At 62.7% G+C, this 16,820-nt stretch carries 15 protein-coding genes; 6 read left to right on the plus strand and 9 right to left on the minus strand.

Going from position 1 to position 16,820, the window contains the following annotated elements; genetic code table 11:
* Positions 1 to 162 precede the first annotated feature (162 nt).
* The gene (locus ACIPW4_RS13625) at positions 163 to 1,362 is read left to right on the plus strand and encodes a sugar transporter (RefSeq protein ID WP_400658590.1); all 1,200 of its coding nucleotides are present in this window, start codon (positions 163 to 165) and stop codon (positions 1,360 to 1,362) included.
* A 103-nt stretch (positions 1,363 to 1,465) separates the two neighbouring features.
* Here ACIPW4_RS13625 and ACIPW4_RS13630 read toward each other — a convergent pair whose 3' ends face one another.
* Genes ACIPW4_RS13630 through ACIPW4_RS13640 form a run of 3 tightly spaced genes read right to left on the minus strand, consistent with a single transcriptional unit; the run spans position 1,466 to position 3,889 of the window.
* Complete coding sequence (locus tag ACIPW4_RS13630) at positions 1,466 to 2,050, minus strand: LysE family translocator (protein WP_400658592.1); 585 nt, start codon at positions 2,048 to 2,050, stop codon at positions 1,466 to 1,468.
* Positions 2,051 to 2,100: 50 nt separating this feature from the next.
* The gene (locus tag ACIPW4_RS13635) at positions 2,101 to 2,931 is read right to left on the minus strand and encodes an AraC family ligand binding domain-containing protein (RefSeq protein WP_400658594.1); all 831 of its coding nucleotides are present in this window, start codon (positions 2,929 to 2,931) and stop codon (positions 2,101 to 2,103) included.
* Between the two features lie 58 nt (positions 2,932 to 2,989).
* Positions 2,990 to 3,889, minus strand: coding sequence for a LysR family transcriptional regulator (locus ACIPW4_RS13640; protein WP_400658596.1), 900 nt, complete (start codon positions 3,887 to 3,889; stop codon positions 2,990 to 2,992).
* 104 nt (positions 3,890 to 3,993) lie between these two features.
* Here ACIPW4_RS13640 and nfsB point away from each other — a divergent pair, with 104 nt between their 5' ends.
* Positions 3,994 to 4,647, plus strand: a complete 654-nt coding sequence (gene nfsB, locus ACIPW4_RS13645) for an oxygen-insensitive NAD(P)H nitroreductase (RefSeq protein WP_400658598.1) — start codon at positions 3,994 to 3,996, stop codon at positions 4,645 to 4,647.
* 42 nt (positions 4,648 to 4,689) lie between these two features.
* On the opposite strand, the gene ACIPW4_RS13650 is transcribed toward nfsB, so the two are convergent.
* Both ACIPW4_RS13650 and ACIPW4_RS13655 read right to left on the minus strand, forming a co-directional pair.
* Positions 4,690 to 5,844 carry a cysteine desulfurase family protein gene (locus tag ACIPW4_RS13650; protein ID WP_400658600.1) on the minus strand — a complete coding sequence of 385 codons (1,155 nt, stop codon included), beginning with the start codon at positions 5,842 to 5,844 and terminating at the stop codon, positions 4,690 to 4,692.
* Positions 5,845 to 6,039: 195 nt separating this feature from the next.
* Positions 6,040 to 6,966 carry a LysR family transcriptional regulator gene (locus tag ACIPW4_RS13655; RefSeq protein WP_400658602.1) on the minus strand — a complete coding sequence of 309 codons (927 nt, stop codon included), beginning with the start codon at positions 6,964 to 6,966 and terminating at the stop codon, positions 6,040 to 6,042.
* A 138-nt stretch (positions 6,967 to 7,104) separates the two neighbouring features.
* Between ACIPW4_RS13655 and ACIPW4_RS13660 the strand changes: the two genes are divergently transcribed.
* Positions 7,105 to 8,334: an acyl-CoA dehydrogenase gene (locus tag ACIPW4_RS13660; RefSeq protein ID WP_400658604.1), complete on the plus strand. Its 1,230-nt coding sequence runs from the start codon at positions 7,105 to 7,107 to the stop codon at positions 8,332 to 8,334.
* 114 nt (positions 8,335 to 8,448) lie between these two features.
* Here the strand turns inward: ACIPW4_RS13660 and ACIPW4_RS13665 are convergent, their stop codons facing one another.
* Positions 8,449 to 9,801 carry an SPFH domain-containing protein gene (locus ACIPW4_RS13665; RefSeq protein ID WP_400658606.1) on the minus strand — a complete coding sequence of 451 codons (1,353 nt, stop codon included), beginning with the start codon at positions 9,799 to 9,801 and terminating at the stop codon, positions 8,449 to 8,451.
* Between the two features lie 240 nt (positions 9,802 to 10,041).
* Here ACIPW4_RS13665 and ACIPW4_RS13670 point away from each other — a divergent pair, with 240 nt between their 5' ends.
* Both ACIPW4_RS13670 and ACIPW4_RS13675 read left to right on the plus strand, forming a co-directional pair.
* Positions 10,042 to 11,412, plus strand: a complete 1,371-nt coding sequence (locus tag ACIPW4_RS13670; RefSeq protein WP_400658608.1) for a PAAR domain-containing protein — start codon at positions 10,042 to 10,044, stop codon at positions 11,410 to 11,412.
* Positions 11,393 to 11,803, plus strand: a complete 411-nt coding sequence (locus ACIPW4_RS13675) for a hypothetical protein (protein ID WP_400658610.1) — start codon at positions 11,393 to 11,395, stop codon at positions 11,801 to 11,803. The genes ACIPW4_RS13670 and ACIPW4_RS13675 overlap by 20 nt, the downstream gene beginning before the upstream one ends.
* Before the next feature lie 10 nt (positions 11,804 to 11,813).
* Here ACIPW4_RS13675 and ACIPW4_RS13680 read toward each other — a convergent pair whose 3' ends face one another.
* The 3 genes from ACIPW4_RS13680 to ACIPW4_RS13690 all read right to left on the minus strand — a co-directional run bounded on the left by ACIPW4_RS13680 (position 11,814) and on the right by ACIPW4_RS13690 (position 15,509).
* Positions 11,814 to 12,875, minus strand: coding sequence for a TerC family protein (locus tag ACIPW4_RS13680; RefSeq protein ID WP_400658612.1), 1,062 nt, complete (start codon positions 12,873 to 12,875; stop codon positions 11,814 to 11,816).
* A 159-nt stretch (positions 12,876 to 13,034) separates the two neighbouring features.
* A complete protein-coding gene (locus ACIPW4_RS13685) occupies positions 13,035 to 14,342 on the minus strand; it encodes a substrate-binding domain-containing protein (RefSeq protein WP_400658614.1) in 1,308 nt (435 codons plus the stop codon).
* A gap of 66 nt (positions 14,343 to 14,408) precedes the next feature.
* On the minus strand, positions 14,409 to 15,509 hold the full coding sequence (locus ACIPW4_RS13690; RefSeq protein WP_400658616.1) for a tartrate dehydrogenase: 1,101 nt from the start codon (positions 15,507 to 15,509) through the stop codon (positions 14,409 to 14,411).
* A gap of 95 nt (positions 15,510 to 15,604) precedes the next feature.
* On the opposite strand from ACIPW4_RS13690, the gene ACIPW4_RS13695 reads away from it, so the two are divergent.
* Complete coding sequence (locus ACIPW4_RS13695) at positions 15,605 to 16,516, plus strand: LysR substrate-binding domain-containing protein (protein WP_400658618.1); 912 nt, start codon at positions 15,605 to 15,607, stop codon at positions 16,514 to 16,516.
* The last annotated feature ends 304 nt before the right edge of the window (positions 16,517 to 16,820 follow it).

Raw genomic sequence — 16,820 nt, forward strand, 5'->3', positions numbered from 1 at the left:
CTGGCGTCAGCCTGGCCTGGCCCTTTCGTGGTTGTGAGGGCCAGACTTGACGCGTACCATGCGGGCAATCCTTCCAATAACAAACCCGTGCCTCAGCGCGGCCGATACTTGGCCCCTGATGCGCGTCCTTGCGCCTTGCCTGCGGAGAACAGATTCCTGCCCATGAACGGACCCATTCCCACCCACCTGCCGCCGAGCGCGGATGGCGGCAGCTGGCTGAGCGTGATCGCCCTGGCCTTGGCGGCCTTCATCTTCAACACCACCGAGTTCGTCCCGGTGGCGCTGCTCAGTGACATCGGCAGCAGCTTCGACATGACCACCGCGCAGGTCGGCCTGATGCTGACCATCTATGCCTGGGTGGTGGCGCTGGCTTCGCTGCCGATGATGCTGCTCACCCGTAACATCGAACGCCGGCGCCTGCTGCTGTTCGTGTTCCTGGTGTTCATCCTCAGCCACCTGCTGTCGTGGTTGTCGCAGAGTTTTGCCATGCTGCTGGTCAGCCGCATCGGCATCGCCCTGGCCCATGCCGTGTTCTGGGCCATCACAGCGTCACTGGCAGTGCGCGTGGCGCCGCCGGGCCAGCAGGCCAAGGCGCTTGGGTTGCTGGCGACGGGCACGACCCTGGCGATGGTGCTGGGCATTCCACTCGGGCGTGTGGTGGGCGAAGCGTTGGGGTGGCGCATCACGTTCCTGAGCATTGCCGGCGTTGCGCTGGCGACCATGCTGTGCCTGATGAAGTCGCTGCCGTTGCTGCCCAGCCAGAACTCCGGTTCGCTGCGCAGCCTGCCAATCCTGTTCAAGCGCCCGGCGCTGGTGATCACCTACCTCTTGGTGACCCTGGTGATCACTGCGCAATTCACTGCCTACAGCTACATCGAGCCATTTGCCCTGCACGTGGCGCAGATCGGCGGCGAGCGCACCACGCTGTTGCTGCTGTTGTTCGGTGGCGCTGGCGTGTTCGGCTCGCTGCTGTTCAGCCGTTACAGCGAGCGCTTCCCGCACGGTTTCCTGGTGGGTTCGATCGGCGTGTTGGCGGCTTGCCTGCTGTTGCTGTTGCCGCTGTCCGGCAACTTCTATGTGTTCGCGGCATTGAGCATCTTCTGGGGCGTGGCGATCCTCAGTTTCAGCCTGGCGCTGCAGTCCAAGACCTTGAAGCTGGCGTCCGATGCCACCGATGTGGCCATGGCGTTGTTCTCCGGCATCTACAACATCGGCATCGGTGGCGGGGCATTGCTGGGCAGTATCGTCAGCAGCCAGATGGGCGTGGCGGATATCGGCCTGGTGGGCGGCAGCGTGGCAGTGGTCGGCCTGCTGCTGGCGGTGGCCAGTACCCGACGGTTCCGCGAGGCCTTGAATCACTGATTGCCTGCACCGGCCTCTTCGCGGGTAAACCCGCTCCAGGTAACGCGCATACCTTGTAGGAGCGGGCTTGCCCGCGAAGAGGCCAGTACTGGCAACCTCAAATTCAGCTCAAAACCGCAGCCCAGGCCGACACCAGCAGCAACCCTGCCAACCCCCGGTTGAACCACAGCAACCGCCCCGGCGCCTGCAACCAGCGCGCACTGCCAGCCCCCAGCGCCGCCCACAGCCCCATGCACGGCACGGCAATCAGCAAGAACACCAATGCCAGCTGCCACACCGGCAACGACGGCGCTGCAAACACGCCGATCACCGCCACCGCCATCATCCACACCTTCGGGTTGACCACCTGCAACGACGCTGCGCTGGCTGCGCCGAACGGCTTGCCGCCCGCGCTATCCAGCGGCTCGCCGGCACTGCGCAACATACGCCAGGCCAGCCAGCTCAACCACAACACACCGGCCCAGCTCATTGCCTGACGGGCCAACGGATGACGCACCAGTGCCTCACCCAGCCCCAGGCCGACCAGCCATACGATCGCCGCCGCCGCAGCGCAGGCCGCCAGCACCGGTGCCAGGCTCGCGCGCAAGCCTTGTCGGGCGCCATGGGCGAGGATCAGCAGGTTGGTCGGCCCCGGGCTGATACTCGAGACAAGGGCGAAGAGGATGAAGGGCAACAACGATTGCGACATGGTAGACGGCTCCGATTGATCAGAGCCCCATGCTTGCAGCTGAACAAGCGTCAGTCTGGAAGGTTTGAGCAGCGGCGACGGTAATCGGCCGGGGTAAGCCGATAGGCGCGACGGAACCAGCGCCCCAGGTGGCTCTGGTCGGCAAAGCCCAGGGCCATGGCTACCGCGGCAGGAGTTTGGCCGAGGGCGAGCAGGCGCCGGGCGCGGGACAGCCGCAGCTGGATCAGGTAGGCATGCGGCGCCAGGCCGAAGGCAGCCTTGAAGGCCCGGGTCAGGCGGAAGCGGTCGACACCGCAAGCGAGTGCCACCTGTTCCAGGCCAATGTCCTGGTCGAAATGGGCATGCAGGAAGTCACGCGCCCGCTGTGCCGTCAGCGGCAGGCGCGGGTCGGGGTTCAGGCGCTTGCGCCAGTGCAGGTGGTGGGTCAGGGTGGCCAGCAGGGTGTCCATGGCCGTCTGGCGTACGATGCGCAGCTCTTGGCCATGCACCGCCTGGAACGCCAGGGCGGTGGCGCGGGCCAGGCGTTGGTCGTGGCACAAGGTGTCGGCGAAGCTCGGCAGGCTGTCGCCGGGCGCCTGCTCGAACAGCGCCCGCAGTTCGCTGTCCAGCCAGTTCGGCTCAAGGTACAGGGTCGAATAGGTGAAGCCTTCGGCCGTCGGTGCGTGGCCGTCGTGAAGGTCGCCCGGTTCAAGCAGGAAGACCTGGCCGGCGGTGCTCTGGTGGCGCACTCGACGGCAGTTGAACTGCTGCACGCCCTGCTCGGTGATGCCGACCAGAAAGCTGTCGTGCCAGTGCGGGTCGTAGGCGTGGCCGACAAAATGCGCACGGACCGACTCGATGCCGGTGTCGGCGTCTTGCTTGAGGTCGATCCAGTTGCTCATGGCATTGCGGCTGCTGAAGGGTAGGGCAGTTCACCTTACCCCAGTTGTGCAGGCGGGTTTAGAACAATTGTGCAGGCTGCAGCGCGGCAAAACGCTCGCGCAGCCACAGATGCAGTTGCGTCACCGCAGGCGACAGTTGCTTGCGGTGCGGGCACACCAGCGTCACTGGCGTGGCTTCGCCTTGATGCTCCGGCAGCAAAATTTCCAGCTCGCCGGCGGCGATGTTGGCGCTGACGTCCAGCCACGACTTGTAGACAATGCCTTCGCCTTCCAGGGCCCAGCGCCGCACCACATCGGCATCGTCGCTGACCAGCGGCCCGCGTACCTGCACGGTGCGGTTGCCGAGCTGCCACTTGTCGTACACGCGGTTGTGCTGCAGGTACAGCAGGCAGTCGTGCTGCAGCAGTTCATCGGGCGTGCGGGGGCGGCCGTGGCGGGCCAGGTAGCCAGGGGAAGCCACCACTACCCGGCGGTTCCAGGGCGCCAGCGGCAGGGCGATGTAGTTGGCATCCTGGTTGAGGCCATAGCGGATGGCGATGTCCACCGGGTCACGGCTGAAGTCGGCCATCTGGTCGGAAAGAAAGAAGCGCAGGCTCAATGCCGGGTGCTCGCGGCGAAAGGCGCTGAGCCAGGGCAGCAACAGGTTGCGGCCAATGTCGGAAGGTGCAGACACCTGCAGCACCCCACGCAGGGTACTGTGGCTGGCGTGAAGCTGCTCATGGCCCTGGCGCAGGGCCTCCAGCACACGCTGGGCGGTGGGCAGGTACAGTTCGCCCTCGGCGGTCAGGCGCAGGCTGCGGGTGGTGCGGGCGAACAGGCGCGCGTCGAGGTCGCGTTCCAGACGCTTGATCGCGGCAGCCACCTGCCCAGGCAGCAGGCCGGCCTCATGGGCGGCGGCGGTGAAGCTGCCCAGTGCGCTGCTGCGCACGAACAGTTCCAGGTCGGTAAAGCGGAGCATTTTCACTCCAGGGGTGAAAGTGTTGCTGCATTCTGCCGGTTTTTCTTATTTGCAGGAAAGATAAGATGCGCGACACATCCCGTTTCGTTCATTGGAGTTGCAGCATGGATACCGTCTCCCTGGCCAAGCGCCGTTACACCACCAAGGCCTACGATGCCTCTCGCAAGATCCCCCAGGCCACGGTCGATGGGTTGCTTGAACAGCTGCGCCACAGCCCGTCCTCGGTCAACTCGCAGCCTTGGCATTTCATCGTCGCCGACAGCGCCGAAGGCAAGGCCCGCCTGGCCAAGGCAACCGCTGGCGGTTTTGCCTACAACACGCCGAAGATTCTCGACGCGTCGCACGTGATCGTGTTCTGCACCCGCACCGACATGACCGAGGCGCATCTGAATGCGGTGCTTGATCAGGAGCAGGCTGATGGCCGTTTCCGTGACGAGCAGGCGCGGGCGGGGCAGAACCAGACCCGTCGCGGCTATGTCGACCTGCACCGTTTCGAGCAGAAGGACCTGCAGCACTGGATGGAGAAGCAGACCTACCTGGCCTTGGGTACCGCACTGCTCGGCGCCGCCGCCCACGGCCTGGATGCCACGCCGATCGAAGGGTTCGACAGCAAGCTGCTGGATGCCGAACTGGGGCTGCGTGAGCAGGGCTACAGCAGCGTGGTGGTGTTGAGCCTGGGCTACCGCAGTGAAGCCGACTTCAATGCCGGGCTGAGCAAGTCGCGCCTGCCGGCTTCGACGGTGTTTACCTTCCTTTGAGGGTAAGGGGGGTGGGGTGTTCTTGAGGCATGCACCCCAGCCCTACCACAGGGCCCCCGAAGCCGCCGTCAAGGCCCGCCCGAACACAGCGATTGCCGCCTCTACTTCGTCCTGGCTGGTAAAACGCCCGACACTTACCCGCACACTCTTGCGCGCCCGCGCTTCATCCAGGCCCAGCGCCAACAGCACATGCGAAGCCGCATTGCTCGCCGAATTGCATGCCGAAGTGGTCGACAGCGCCAGTTCACTGGCCAAGGCCATGCTGTTGAAACCGTTGGCCTCGATACACAGGTTCAAGGTGTGAGGAATGCGCTGCGTGGCACAGCCATTGAGGCTGACGCCTGGCAAGGCCAGCAACCCTTCACGCAAGCGCCTGGTCAGTTGCTCGATACGCTGGTACTCGCTGTCACCTGGCTCACCGGCCAAGGCAAAGGCACTGCCCATGCCAACGATCTGATGCGTCGGCAAGGTCCCCGAGCGCAGCCCTTGCTCATGCCCACCGCCGTGAATCTGCGCACGCATCCGCTCACGGGCGCGGGGCCCGACATACAGCGCGCCAATGCCTTTTGGCCCGTACACCTTGTGCGCCGAAAACGACATCAGGTCCACCGCCATCGCCTGCAGGTCGATGGCAAGCTTGCCGACCGCCTGGGCCGCGTCCACATGCAGCAGCGCCCCATGGGCGCGAAGACGTTCGCCAATGGCAGCGAAGTCGGTGACGGTGCCCAGTTCGTTGTTGACGGCCATCAGCGACACCAGGCGCGTGTCGGCGCGCAGGGCTGACTGCACGGCGTACGGCTGGATCAGGCCGCTGGCGTCCGGCGCCAGGCGAGTGACGGCCCAGCCCTGGCGCTCCAGCTCGTTGACGGTGTCGAGCACGGCCTTGTGCTCCAGCTGGCTGGTGATCAGGTGGCCCGGCTGGGCCATGCCCTGGGCGATGCCTTTGAGTGCCAGGTTGTTGGACTCGGTGGCGCCCGATGTCCAGACGATGTCGTCAGCCCGCGCGCCGACCCGCTCGGCTACTTGCCGACGGGCCTGCTCGACGACCTCGCGAGCGGCCTGGCCGTAGGCGTGACCACTGGACGCGGGGTTGCCGAAATTGACCTGGCGACCGAGGCAGGTGAGCATGGTTTCGATGACCCGGTCATCGACCGGAGTGGTGGCGGCGTAGTCGAAATAGAGCGGAGCGCTAGGCATGGGGCGGGTCCGTGCAATGTTGCCGTGGAGTCGGCAATCGTTGCATCAAGCGTACCCGCAGAGGTGAAAATGAATTTGCCCTTTGTGCTTCGCGAACGCGTGTTTTTGAGAATATTTTTCTCTATAGGCAGATCAAGAAAGAATAGAAATATCGATCTTTGACTCCGCTGTAAAATCAGATGCTGTCGAATAGCGTCACGCGAGCTCCAGCGTCCGTTCTTCTTCAGCCACCACGCGTTCGCACAATTCGATGATCTGCTCGCGCATCCAGCGGTTGGCCGGGTCCTGGTCAGTGCTCTCATGCCAGTACAGGTGAGTTTCGAGCGGTGGCACCTCCACCGGCAGCGGCTGGAAGCGCAACTGGTGACGGCGGGCAAAACGCTCGGGCACGGTCATGGCCATGTCGGTCTGCTGCAACACCTGCGAAGCCATCAGGTAATGCTGGGAGCGCAACGCGACCTTGCGCTGCACGCCCATCTTGCCCAGTGCCAGGTCGACGTAACCCAGCCCGTTGCGGCGGCTGGAAATATGGATGTGGGTCATGCTCAGGTAGTTGTCCAAGGTCAGCTTGGCATCCGCCAGCGGGTGGCCCTGGCGCAGGGCGCAGACGTAGCGGTCCTGCATCAGTTTGACGTGGCGTACCTGCGGGTCGGTGTTCAGCGGCGCGTCGACGGCGAAATCCAGGCGCCCGGCGGCCAGTTCCTTGGTGGTTTCGCGACGCTTGCACAGGAAGCTTTCGATCAGCACCGCCGGAGCCAGGCGCCGCAGTCGCTGGAACAGCGGCGGCAAAATCACCGCCTCGGTGAGGTCGGTCATGCTGATGCGGAAGGTCTTGTTGGCCTGCTGCGGGTTGAAGATGCGGCTTTCCTGCACCGAAGTACGCAGCAGTGCCAGGGCGTTGCGCACCGGGCCGATGATGTTCTGCGCCATGGGGGTGGGCACCATGCCCTGGGCGGTGCGCACGAACAGCGGGTCGTTGAAGGTTTCGCGCAGCCGCGACAAGGCATTGGACACTGCCGGCTGGGTGATGCCGACGATCTGCCCGGCGCGGGTCAGGTTGGCTTCGGTGTAGATTGCGTCGAAGACGATGAACAGGTTGAGGTCGACCTTGCTGAGGTTCATGGCGCCGCTCTTTGTTGGAATTATGGGTCGATCATATATCGGTTATGAATGTTTATACACGCGGAAAATAGACTAGGTAGATCGAGGCCGGCTGCTCTAGGCTCTGCCCATGTACTTCGAACCGTGAAGGTAAACCCGATGGATTTCGCCTATTCGCCCAAGGTCCAGGCACTGCGAGAGCGCGTCAGCGCATTCATGGACGCCTATGTCTACCCCGCCGAACCGGTGTTCGAGCGCCAGGTCGCCGAGGGGGACCGCTGGCAGCCCACCGCGATCATGGAAGAACTCAAGGCCAAGGCCCGGGCTGAGGGTCTGTGGAACCTGTTCCTGCCGGAATCCGAATACGGCGCGGGCCTGAGCAACCTGGAGTACGCACCGCTGGCCGAGATCATGGGCCGCTCGCTGCTGGGGCCGGAGCCGTTCAACTGCTCGGCGCCGGACACCGGCAACATGGAGGTGCTGGTGCGCTACGGCAGCGAGGTGCAAAAGCGCCAATGGCTGGAGCCCCTGCTACGCGGTGAGATCCGTTCGGCATTTGCCATGACCGAACCGGACGTTGCGTCTTCGGACGCCACCAACATGGCGGCCACCGCCGTGCGTGACGGTGACGAGTGGGTCATCAACGGCCGCAAGTGGTGGACCTCCGGCGCCTGCGACCCGCGTTGCAAGGTGATGATCTTCATGGGCCTGTCGAACCCCGAAGGGCCGCGTCATCAGCAGCACTCGATGGTGCTGGTACCGACCGATGCAGCGGGGGTGAAGATCGTCCGCCCATTGCCGGTATTCGGTTATGACGATGCGCCACATGGCCATGCCGAAGTCCTGTTCGAGAACGTGCGGGTACCGTATGAAAACGTGGTCCTCGGGGAGGGTCGTGGTTTCGAGATCGCCCAGGGCCGGCTGGGCCCGGGCCGCATTCACCATTGCATGCGTTCGATCGGCATGGCCGAGCGGGCACTGGAGTTGATGTGCAGGCGCTCTGTCGAGCGGACCGCTTTCGGCAAGCCATTGGCGCGCCTTGGCGGTAACGTCGACAAGATTGCCGATTCGCGTATGGAGATCGACATGGCACGCCTGCTGACGCTGAAAGCGGCGTACATGATGGACACGGTCGGCAACAAGGTCGCACGCAGCGAGATTGCACAGATCAAGGTCGTGGCGCCGAACGTGGCGTTGAAGGTGATCGACCGGGCGATCCAGATGCACGGCGGGGCAGGGGTGAGTGGTGACTTCCCGCTGGCCTACATGTACGCCATGCAACGCACCCTGCGCCTGGCGGATGGGCCGGATGAGGTGCATCGGGCGGCGATTGGCAAGTACGAGATCGGCAAGTATGTGCCGGTCGAGATGTTGCGCAGCGCAAGGTGATGCAAGCCTGCTCCGGCCTATTCGCGGGCAAGCCCGCTCCCACAGGTAAAGCGCAGGCTATGAAGGCGACTCCATTCTGGGAGCGGGCTTGCCCGCGAATAGGCCGGAGCATGGTTACTGGGTTTTGAGATCAACCATCAGATCCTTGGCCGCCTTGGTGGCCAGCACCGTCATCAACTTGCTCATCTCGTCCTGACGCCCCACACCCGCGTCCGAGCCCCCCATCATCACGCTGGGTACGGGGGCCCGTGCTGCGGCTTCGGCCCAGACCCGGTTGATCTGCACCAGCGCCTCCAGCTTGGTCTGCAAAGCCCCGTCCGCCTTGAGCGAAGCCTCACGGGCGTGGGCCTCGGCATCGGCGGTGATCCTGGTGGCTTCGGCGTTGACCCGGGCTTTGTCGCGCAGCAGTTCGGCGGTCTGCTTGTCGATTTCGGCGCGGCGCTTTTCCCGCTCGGCGTTGATAAGGGTGAGCTGCTTTTCGGTTTCGGCTGCGGTGGTGCGCTCGATCTGCTGGCGCAGGCTTTCCTGGCGCTTGGCCTCGACGTCTTTGGCGCCACGGGCCGACACCAGCTGCTTCTCTTCCTCTTCCTTGAGCCGGTTCTGCCGCGCCACCGCCAGTTCGGCCAGCGCTTGCTGCACGCGCACCATGCGTTGCTGGTATTGGGGGTTGGGGTCGATATGGGTCACCCGGGCATCGACCAACTCGACACCGAACAGGCGAAATTGCTGCTGCTTGCGTAGCTCCTGGCCGTCCTTGTCGAGCCGCTTCTCGATGACGAAGCGGGTCGCGCTGTTATCGCCGAAACTGCCTTGCTCGGTGCCGGACTGCAGGATCGCGGTCTGTGCGGGGTAGTTGTCACGCTGCACACGGATTTCCTTGCGGCTGGTCAGGTACAGCCCGTTGCGCAACTGGTTTTCGAACTCGGCGCCAAAGTGGCTGCGATTACCGGCGTAGTAATCGTCAGCACTCATCATGGAAGCTGTGGCCTGCAAGGTTTCCTTGACCGCTGGCAACAGGGCGCGCTGCAGGAAATTGTCCGGCGTGCGGTATTCCTGGGCGATCTTCAGAAACGCCTCGCCCGATGGCAGGCGGAACTGGGTACTGAATTCGGCCTTGGCGTCGACGTTGCCCAGGAACACGATGGGCAGGTTTTCGATGGTTATCGAAGGGTGCCCGCTGCGGTTGTCTTCCAGGCTGTCCACTTGCAGGGCCGACTGAACACCGATGGTCCGCCGCCAGGCGGTGCTGCGGCCGAACCACTTGGTGGCGTAGCCCACTTCCTCGACTACTTTTTCCTCGCCGAAGATCGTCCGTACATGGGTCATCTGGCCCGCTTCGTTGTAGAACAACACCGCATTGAACAGCACGGCGCAGACGCCCACGGCGATCACCGGTAGGGCAACGGCAGCAATCAGCTTAGGACTGACGCGTAAGTGGGAGAGGTCAGGTATCGGAAGTTTTTGCATGGGGCACTCCTTCAGGGGGAGTGTGCATGCTGGTCAAGAGTGGCAACGCTATAAAGTCGGGAGATTCAATTTTTGCTGTAGGAAGTTTCCACTAACCGGATACGGAATATTCGTCAGACTGTTATTGAAAGCTAATTTTACTAACTCTGTAGGAAACGTCTGATTTTCCACTCCAGGCACTAGAACCCCCTTGGCAGCTGTTAGGTTTCAAACCTGATAAATGCACAGGGAGTAATGCCGATGCGGGTCAATCTTGATGGCAGAGGCCAGGCGGTCGATGGTGATATCACGACCACTGGCGCCGTTTGCATCGCCACCGGTACCGGGTACACGTCCGATGGGCGCGAGGTAGTCAGGGAAGGCGACCCCACTACGGAGTGTCCGCTTTGTGGGCAGGAAGGGATGGTGGCCGAAGGGGTGGCGTTTTTCATCTCTTCCGGCAGACGGGTGGCGATGGATGGTGCGCTGGTCGTCTGTGCCTGTTCGCCTGGCAGCAACCGGGTGGTTGCACCGCTGAATCAGGCACCGCCATCGAGGCAGGCCAGGCCAGCCGTACAAGTGTCTGAGGCTCACACTGAGCACTTTGTGCAATCTGCGATGACAGCCATGCCTGGTTCGCTGGAACCGGGGTTCTATGTGGTGCCCCGGCACATGTCGTTCGCGCAGGTGCTGCTGCAGTTGCAGGGGCACGACGGCACCCTGCCGATCTCACGCCTGCAGCGGCTCAACCCCACCTTCGAGCAAGGGTTCAAGGGCGGGGAGATCTTCGTGATCGGTGATCCGGACAACGGTAATGCGTGCACTCGCGAGGAAGCCCAGCTGATGGCGGCCGCAGAGCATGCGCGGCGGGCACTGGCAGCGCTTGATATTGCCGAGTCGGATTTCATGATGCAGCACCAGGCCGAGATAGCGGGGTTGCTCGGTGATGCCAGCCAATCGATGGGGGTGGGCAAGGACATGCTCGATCAAGGGCTGAAGCAAGTTAGCGGGACACTGAGCAAGATCGAGCATCTGCATCAAAGTGAGTTTTTGCGCCATGGCCATCTGAACAGCCCGGGTTTCTTTGCTGAGCGGCGGCAGTTATTGCAGCAGCTCGACGGGCAGCTGAAAGCGGCGTTTCTCAACAAAAAGCTCAATCTTGGGAGCTATGAACGGCTGAAGAAGAGTTTGAATATTTCGACCAAAAGCCTTGTGCATCATTGGTCGAAAGCGGGCGGGCCGGGGCAGATTCCGGGCTATGCGACGCATTTGGATAAGGTGGCGAAGCTTGGCAAGTATCTTAAGTGGGGCGGGCATGCTGCGTTGGGGGTGGGCGGGGCTTCCTCGTATTTGAAGGTTGAAGAGGTATGCCGTGCAGGTGAAACTGAAGAGTGTGAACGTGTTCGTATCAAGGAAGCTGGCAGCTTTGCAGGCGGTACGTTGGGAGGTGTGGCTGGTGGCGCCTTGATTGGTGGCGCGGCTCTATCAGCATGTGCTGTTTTCACTGTAGGCATCGGGACACCAGCATGCGGGATCGTTTTGGTTGGCGCAGGTTCATATTTTGGCGCGTGGGCAGGTGAAAGTGCCGGTGAGTTCATAGGAGAAAAGATCTATGAATCACGCAGTGATTGATATGAATGCGTGGTCACTAAATCTTCAGTTGGCCTTCGCAATAACACCTTTTGCATTCTTAGTGATTGGTCTCAGTGTCTGCGCGAGCGTCGCTTTCTCCCGCGAGTTTGAAGTCGTAAACCGCTCCATACGTAGCAGCGCTTATCTAGAGCAAATTAAAATACAGTTGGGTACGGGTAGCTATCGCGCGCGGTGGATGATCGTCTGTGGAGTTTGCGCAGCTCTTACTTTTCCTGGGTTCCATGCCCGGATTGGGGTTGTTAGTATTGATGAGATAAAAAAATTCCCATCTGCGATTAAACGTAAACTCGTTTTTTCTTCCTGGATGACAATTGTTGGTTCATGGTGGTTGCTACTTGTTTTTCTGTTGATCAAGCTAGCAAAAAATTAAAAATGCACCTTTAGACCCGCAACTGCGGGTCTTCCTCTTTCTCAGCCTTCTCGTTCCCGTCCGGCGTCTTTTCCAACGCCGTACCGTCCACCACCGCCTTCTCCCCCCGCGTCTTGATCAACGAAACCACCACTCCACCCAGCAACAACCCGAACGTCACCCCCAACGACAGCAACGCCGGCACCTTGCCCACCATGCCGTGGTAGAAGATCTTGCAGCCAATGAAGATCAGCACCAGCGCCAGCGCATACTTGAGATAAACGAACCGGTGCATCAGCGCCGACAGCGCAAAGTACAGCGAGCGCAACCCCAGGATGGCGAAGATGTTCGAGGTGTAGACGATGAACGGGTCCTGGGTGATGGCAAAGATCGCCGGCACGCTGTCGACGGCGAACACAAGGTCCGCCAGCTCGATCAGCACCAGGGCCAGGAACAGCGGCGTGGCGTAGCGCAGGGCCTTGCTTTCGCCGGGCGGCGTCAAGCGCACGAAGAAGTGAGAGCCGTGGATCTGGTCGGTCACGCGCATGTGTCGGCGGACGAATTTCAAGATCGGGTTGTTGGCAAGGTCGGGGTGGCTGTCCTCCTTCGACAAGGCCATCTTCACCCCGGTGAACAGCAGGAAGGCGCCGAACAGGTAGAGCACCCAGGCAAAATTCTGCACCAGCGCCGCACCGACGCCGATCATGATCGCACGCAGGAACACCACGCCGAGAATGCCCCAGAACAGCACGCGGTGCTGGTAGCGGCGGGGGATGGCGAAGAAACCGAAGATCATCGCCATGACGAACACGTTGTCCATCGACAATGACTGCTCGACCAGGAAACCGGTGTAGAACTCCAGCGCCGACTGCGCGCCCAGTTCATGCCAGACCCACAGGCCAAACAGCACACCGACGCTGAAATAGCCCGAATACAGCAGCAGGCTCTCGCGCATTTCGATCTCGCGGTCCTGGCGGTGCAGCACACCCAGGTCGAGCACCAGCAAACCGATGACGATGGCCATGAACACCAGCCACAACCAGGTGCTGGTGCCAAGAAACGGGGAGGTGAGAAATGTCTGCAGAGCTGTCATGAGCCCCTCCTTGAATGTCGACGTTGCCAGGTGAAGATCGCAACAGTGATCCGACATCACGGCTCGGCAGCCGTCAGAGGGGCCCGGTATCACATGAGCTTGAGCCTAGACCCGTTTGCCGGTGATGCCGAATGGTGAGCTGTTACATTTCGTTGCCTGTCAATAAACCCAAACTTCCACCCGCCGGTTACGCAAGCGCCCTTGCTCCAGATCATTGCCGGCGACGGGCAACTCATCGCCCATGCCGGTCACCTCCAGCACCTCGACGCCATCGCGTGCCAGCTCGCGGCGCACGGCCTGGGCGCGCAGGCGCGACAGCAGGGCAGCACGGCCTGGCGTTTCCTTGGGGTCGCCAAAGCCCACCAGTACCGCCTTGCTCTGCAGCTTGCCGGCCTGGCGCAGGTAGTCGGCGACCCGCTGCACATCGCGCAGGGCCTTGTTGTCGAGGTTGGCGCTGCCTTCCTGGAAGCGGAAGTTGACGCTCAGGCGTTGTGCCTGCCGGGCCAGAGCGCGATAGCGCGGCGGCATGTCGGCCTGCGCTGCTACCGGTTGCGCCTTGACCTGCTGCGAGACAAAGCCCTGTTCGGCGACAATGGCCTGGCCGGCCGGGCTCTGGGCGAAATCGGCGAGTGCTCTGGCCTGGGGTCTGGCGTTGGCCGGCAGGTAGAAGTACAGCCGCCGTGACAGCGGGTAGTCCTCGCTGGCGACCAGCGGGCGGTCTGGCAGCATGGCCGGTGCATCGCCCTCGGCCACTGCCAGCACCTTGGCTCCGTGCACCGCTGACAGGCTGCTGAAACCGATGGCGTGACGATCAGCGCCGACCCGCTCGGCCAGTTGTTCGCTGGACTCAAAGCGCTGCGCCTGCCTGGCCAGCTCGCCCTGATGCGGTTCCAGCACCAGTGCCTTGAAGGTTTCATAGGTACCGGAGCGGTCATCACGTGCATACAGGTGAATAGCGCCGCCGGCCACGCCCAGTTGCTCCCAGCGCTGGATCTGCCCGGAGAAGACCTGCGCCAGTTGCCGGGTGGTTAGCTGAAGCAGCGGGTTTTCAGGGTGGACGATGACGGCCACGCCATCCAGGCCGATGACTTGTTCGGCACTGGCCGAGCGCAGGTCGCCGAGGGCTTTGAGCTGGTGCACCTCGGCATCGCTGATGGGGCGTGAGGCTGCAGCCAGGTCGGCCTTGCCCTGGCCCAATGCGGCAAAACCAGTGCTCGAACCGTGGGCGGCAATGTCGATATGCAATGCCTGGCCTTGTGCATCGCGGGCCTTGATCACGACTTCGTTGGCCACCGCGCCTGGCCATTGCTCGATGTCCGTCGCTTGCTGCTCGCGCAACTGCGCTTGCACCAAGGCCGGCAGCAACGCAGCGCCAATGGTGTTGGAGCCCTGCACGCGCAAGTACACGGGTTCGGCCTGGGCCGTCAGAGTCAGCAGGGGTAGCAGCAGGAGCAGCTGGCGGAGCATGCCGGGCAACCTTTGGCATAGAGTTGCCCGGCAGATTACGACGGTGGCGTGACCGAAATGTGACAGTCAGGCGGCATTCAGCGCATCGACAATGGCCTGGCCGACCGCCTGGGTCGAGCGGCTGCCGCCCATGTCAGGGGTGGTCGCGCCTTTGCCGATGACCGCCTCTATGGCCTGCAGGATGTCATCGTGGGCCGCCTGGTAGCGGTTGTCAGCCGTTTCCTTGCCGAGGAACTCGAGCATCAGCGCACCCGACCAGATCATGCCGATCGGGTTGGCGATGTTCTTGCCGAAGATGTCCGGCGCCGAGCCATGCACCGGCTCGAACAACGACGGGAACGTGCGCTCGGGGTTGAGGTTGGCCGACGGTGCGATGCCGATGGTGCCGGTGCAGGCCGGCCCGAGGTCGGAGAGGATGTCGCCGAACAGGTTGGAAGCCACCACCACGTCGAAGCGCTCCGGTTGCAGCACAAAACGCGCGCAGAGGATGTCGATGTGCTGCTTGTCCCAGGTGATCTCCGGGTAGTGCGCAGCCACGGCTGCGGTGCGCTCGTCCCAGTAAGGCATGCTCACGGCCATGCCGTTGGACTTGGTGGCCGAGGTCACGTGCTGGCGCGGGCGATTGTGCGCGAGTTCGAAGGCATATTCGAGGATACGGTCGACGCCACGGCGAGTGAACACCGATTCCTGCAGGACGAATTCGTTGGCAGTGCCTTCGAACATTCGCCCGCCCAACGACGAGTACTCGCCTTCGGTGTTTTCCCGCACCACCACGAAGTCGATATCGCCAGGCTGCTTGCCGGCCAGCGGGCAGGGCACGCCAGGGAACAGGCGCACCGGGCGGATGTTCACGTACTGGTCGAAGTCGCGGCGGAACTTGAGCAGCGAGCCCCACAGGGAAATGTGGTCAGGCACCTTGTCGGGCCAGCCGACGGCACCGAAGTACAAGGCGTCGAAGCCCTTGAGCTGGTCGAACCAGTCGTCCGGCATCATCTTGCCGTGGGCCAGGTAGTAGTCGCAGCTGGCCCATTCGAAGAACTCGAACTGCAGATCCAGGCCATGCTTGCGGGCGGCGGCTTCGAGCACGCGGATACCTTCCGGGAGTACTTCATTACCGATGCCGTCGCCGGGGATGGCGGCGATCTTGAAAGTCTTGGTCTTGGTCATGGCCACACCTTGTGTCTGGGTAACTGATATGGCCATGCTATAAGGGTTCTTTGTATAGATAATCTTCCAGATCATGCATTGTTGGTGCACGTATCGTGAATAATCTGCCAAACCTCGACGACCTCGATATTTTCCTCCAGGTGGCCCGCCGCGCGAGCTTTGCGGCGGTGGCCGAAGCCCGCGGCATGTCGGCGGCATTCGTCAGCAAGCGCATCCGCCTGCTCGAAGCGGACCTTGGTGTGCGCCTGCTGCACCGCACTACCCGGCGGGTGACGGTGAGCGAGGAGGGCGAGCGGGTGTACCGCTGGGCGCAGCAGATTTTCGAGGCACTGCAGCGCATGGGCGATGACCTGGACGCCGGCCAGCGTGAGCCGGCCGGGCAGTTGCGCATCGCCAGCAGCCTGGGCCTGGGCCGGCGGATGGTCGCGCCGGCGTTGTCGGAGCTGGCGGCGCGCTACCCGCGGCTGGACATTCGTCTGGACGTGCATGACCGCCTGGTGGACCTGGTGGCCGAGGGCGTCGATCTGGATATCCGCGTGGGCGACCAGATTGCCCCGAACCTGATCGCCAAGCGCCTGGCACGCAACTGGCGGGTGCTCTGTGCCGCGCCGGACTATCTTGCCCGGCGTGGCACGCCGAAGAGCCTGGCAGAGCTGGCCAGCCATGACTGCCTGGTGATCAAGGAACGTGACCACCCGTTTGGGCTCTGGCACCTGGAGGGGCCTGCGGGCGAGGAAAGTGTGCGGGTCACCGGGGCGTTGTCGAGCAACCACGGCGAAGTGGTGCACCAGTGGTGCCTGGATGGGCGTGGGATCGTGCTGCGCTCATGGTGGGATGTGCACGACAGCCTGGCCGATGGCCGGCTGGTGCAGGTGCTGGAGGGGTATCGGCAGAGTGCCGATATCTGGGCGGTGTATACCGCGCCGTTGGCCGGGTCGGCCAAGGTGCGGGTGGCGGTGGAGTTTTTCCGCGAGTACTTTGCCCACAGGTTTCAGATCCCGGGTTGACAGTGCCGGCCTCTTCGCGGGTAAACCCGCTCCCACAGGGTGTTTTGCATTCCCCGTGGGAGATTCTATGGCAGGAGGCAATTTCTTTGAGGAGCCAGCCTCCCAGCGTTTTCCGTTGCCTTCAGGCGTGAAGCATCGCACTTGAAACTTCTTCCAAGTGTTTGGGCGCAACATCGGACCCTCAAGTGGGCTGCGCAGCAGCCCATCCCGCTCTAGCTGGCGAGTTTGGCACCTCCGGTGTACACCTCTGGCTTCCAGTCTGCCTGGTGCCTCAATAAGCCAAAGGCTAGCCTGGCCAGGCGGC

Source organism: Pseudomonas sp. NPDC089996, from assembly GCF_044748405.1.
GTDB lineage: Bacteria > Pseudomonadota > Gammaproteobacteria > Pseudomonadales > Pseudomonadaceae > Aquipseudomonas.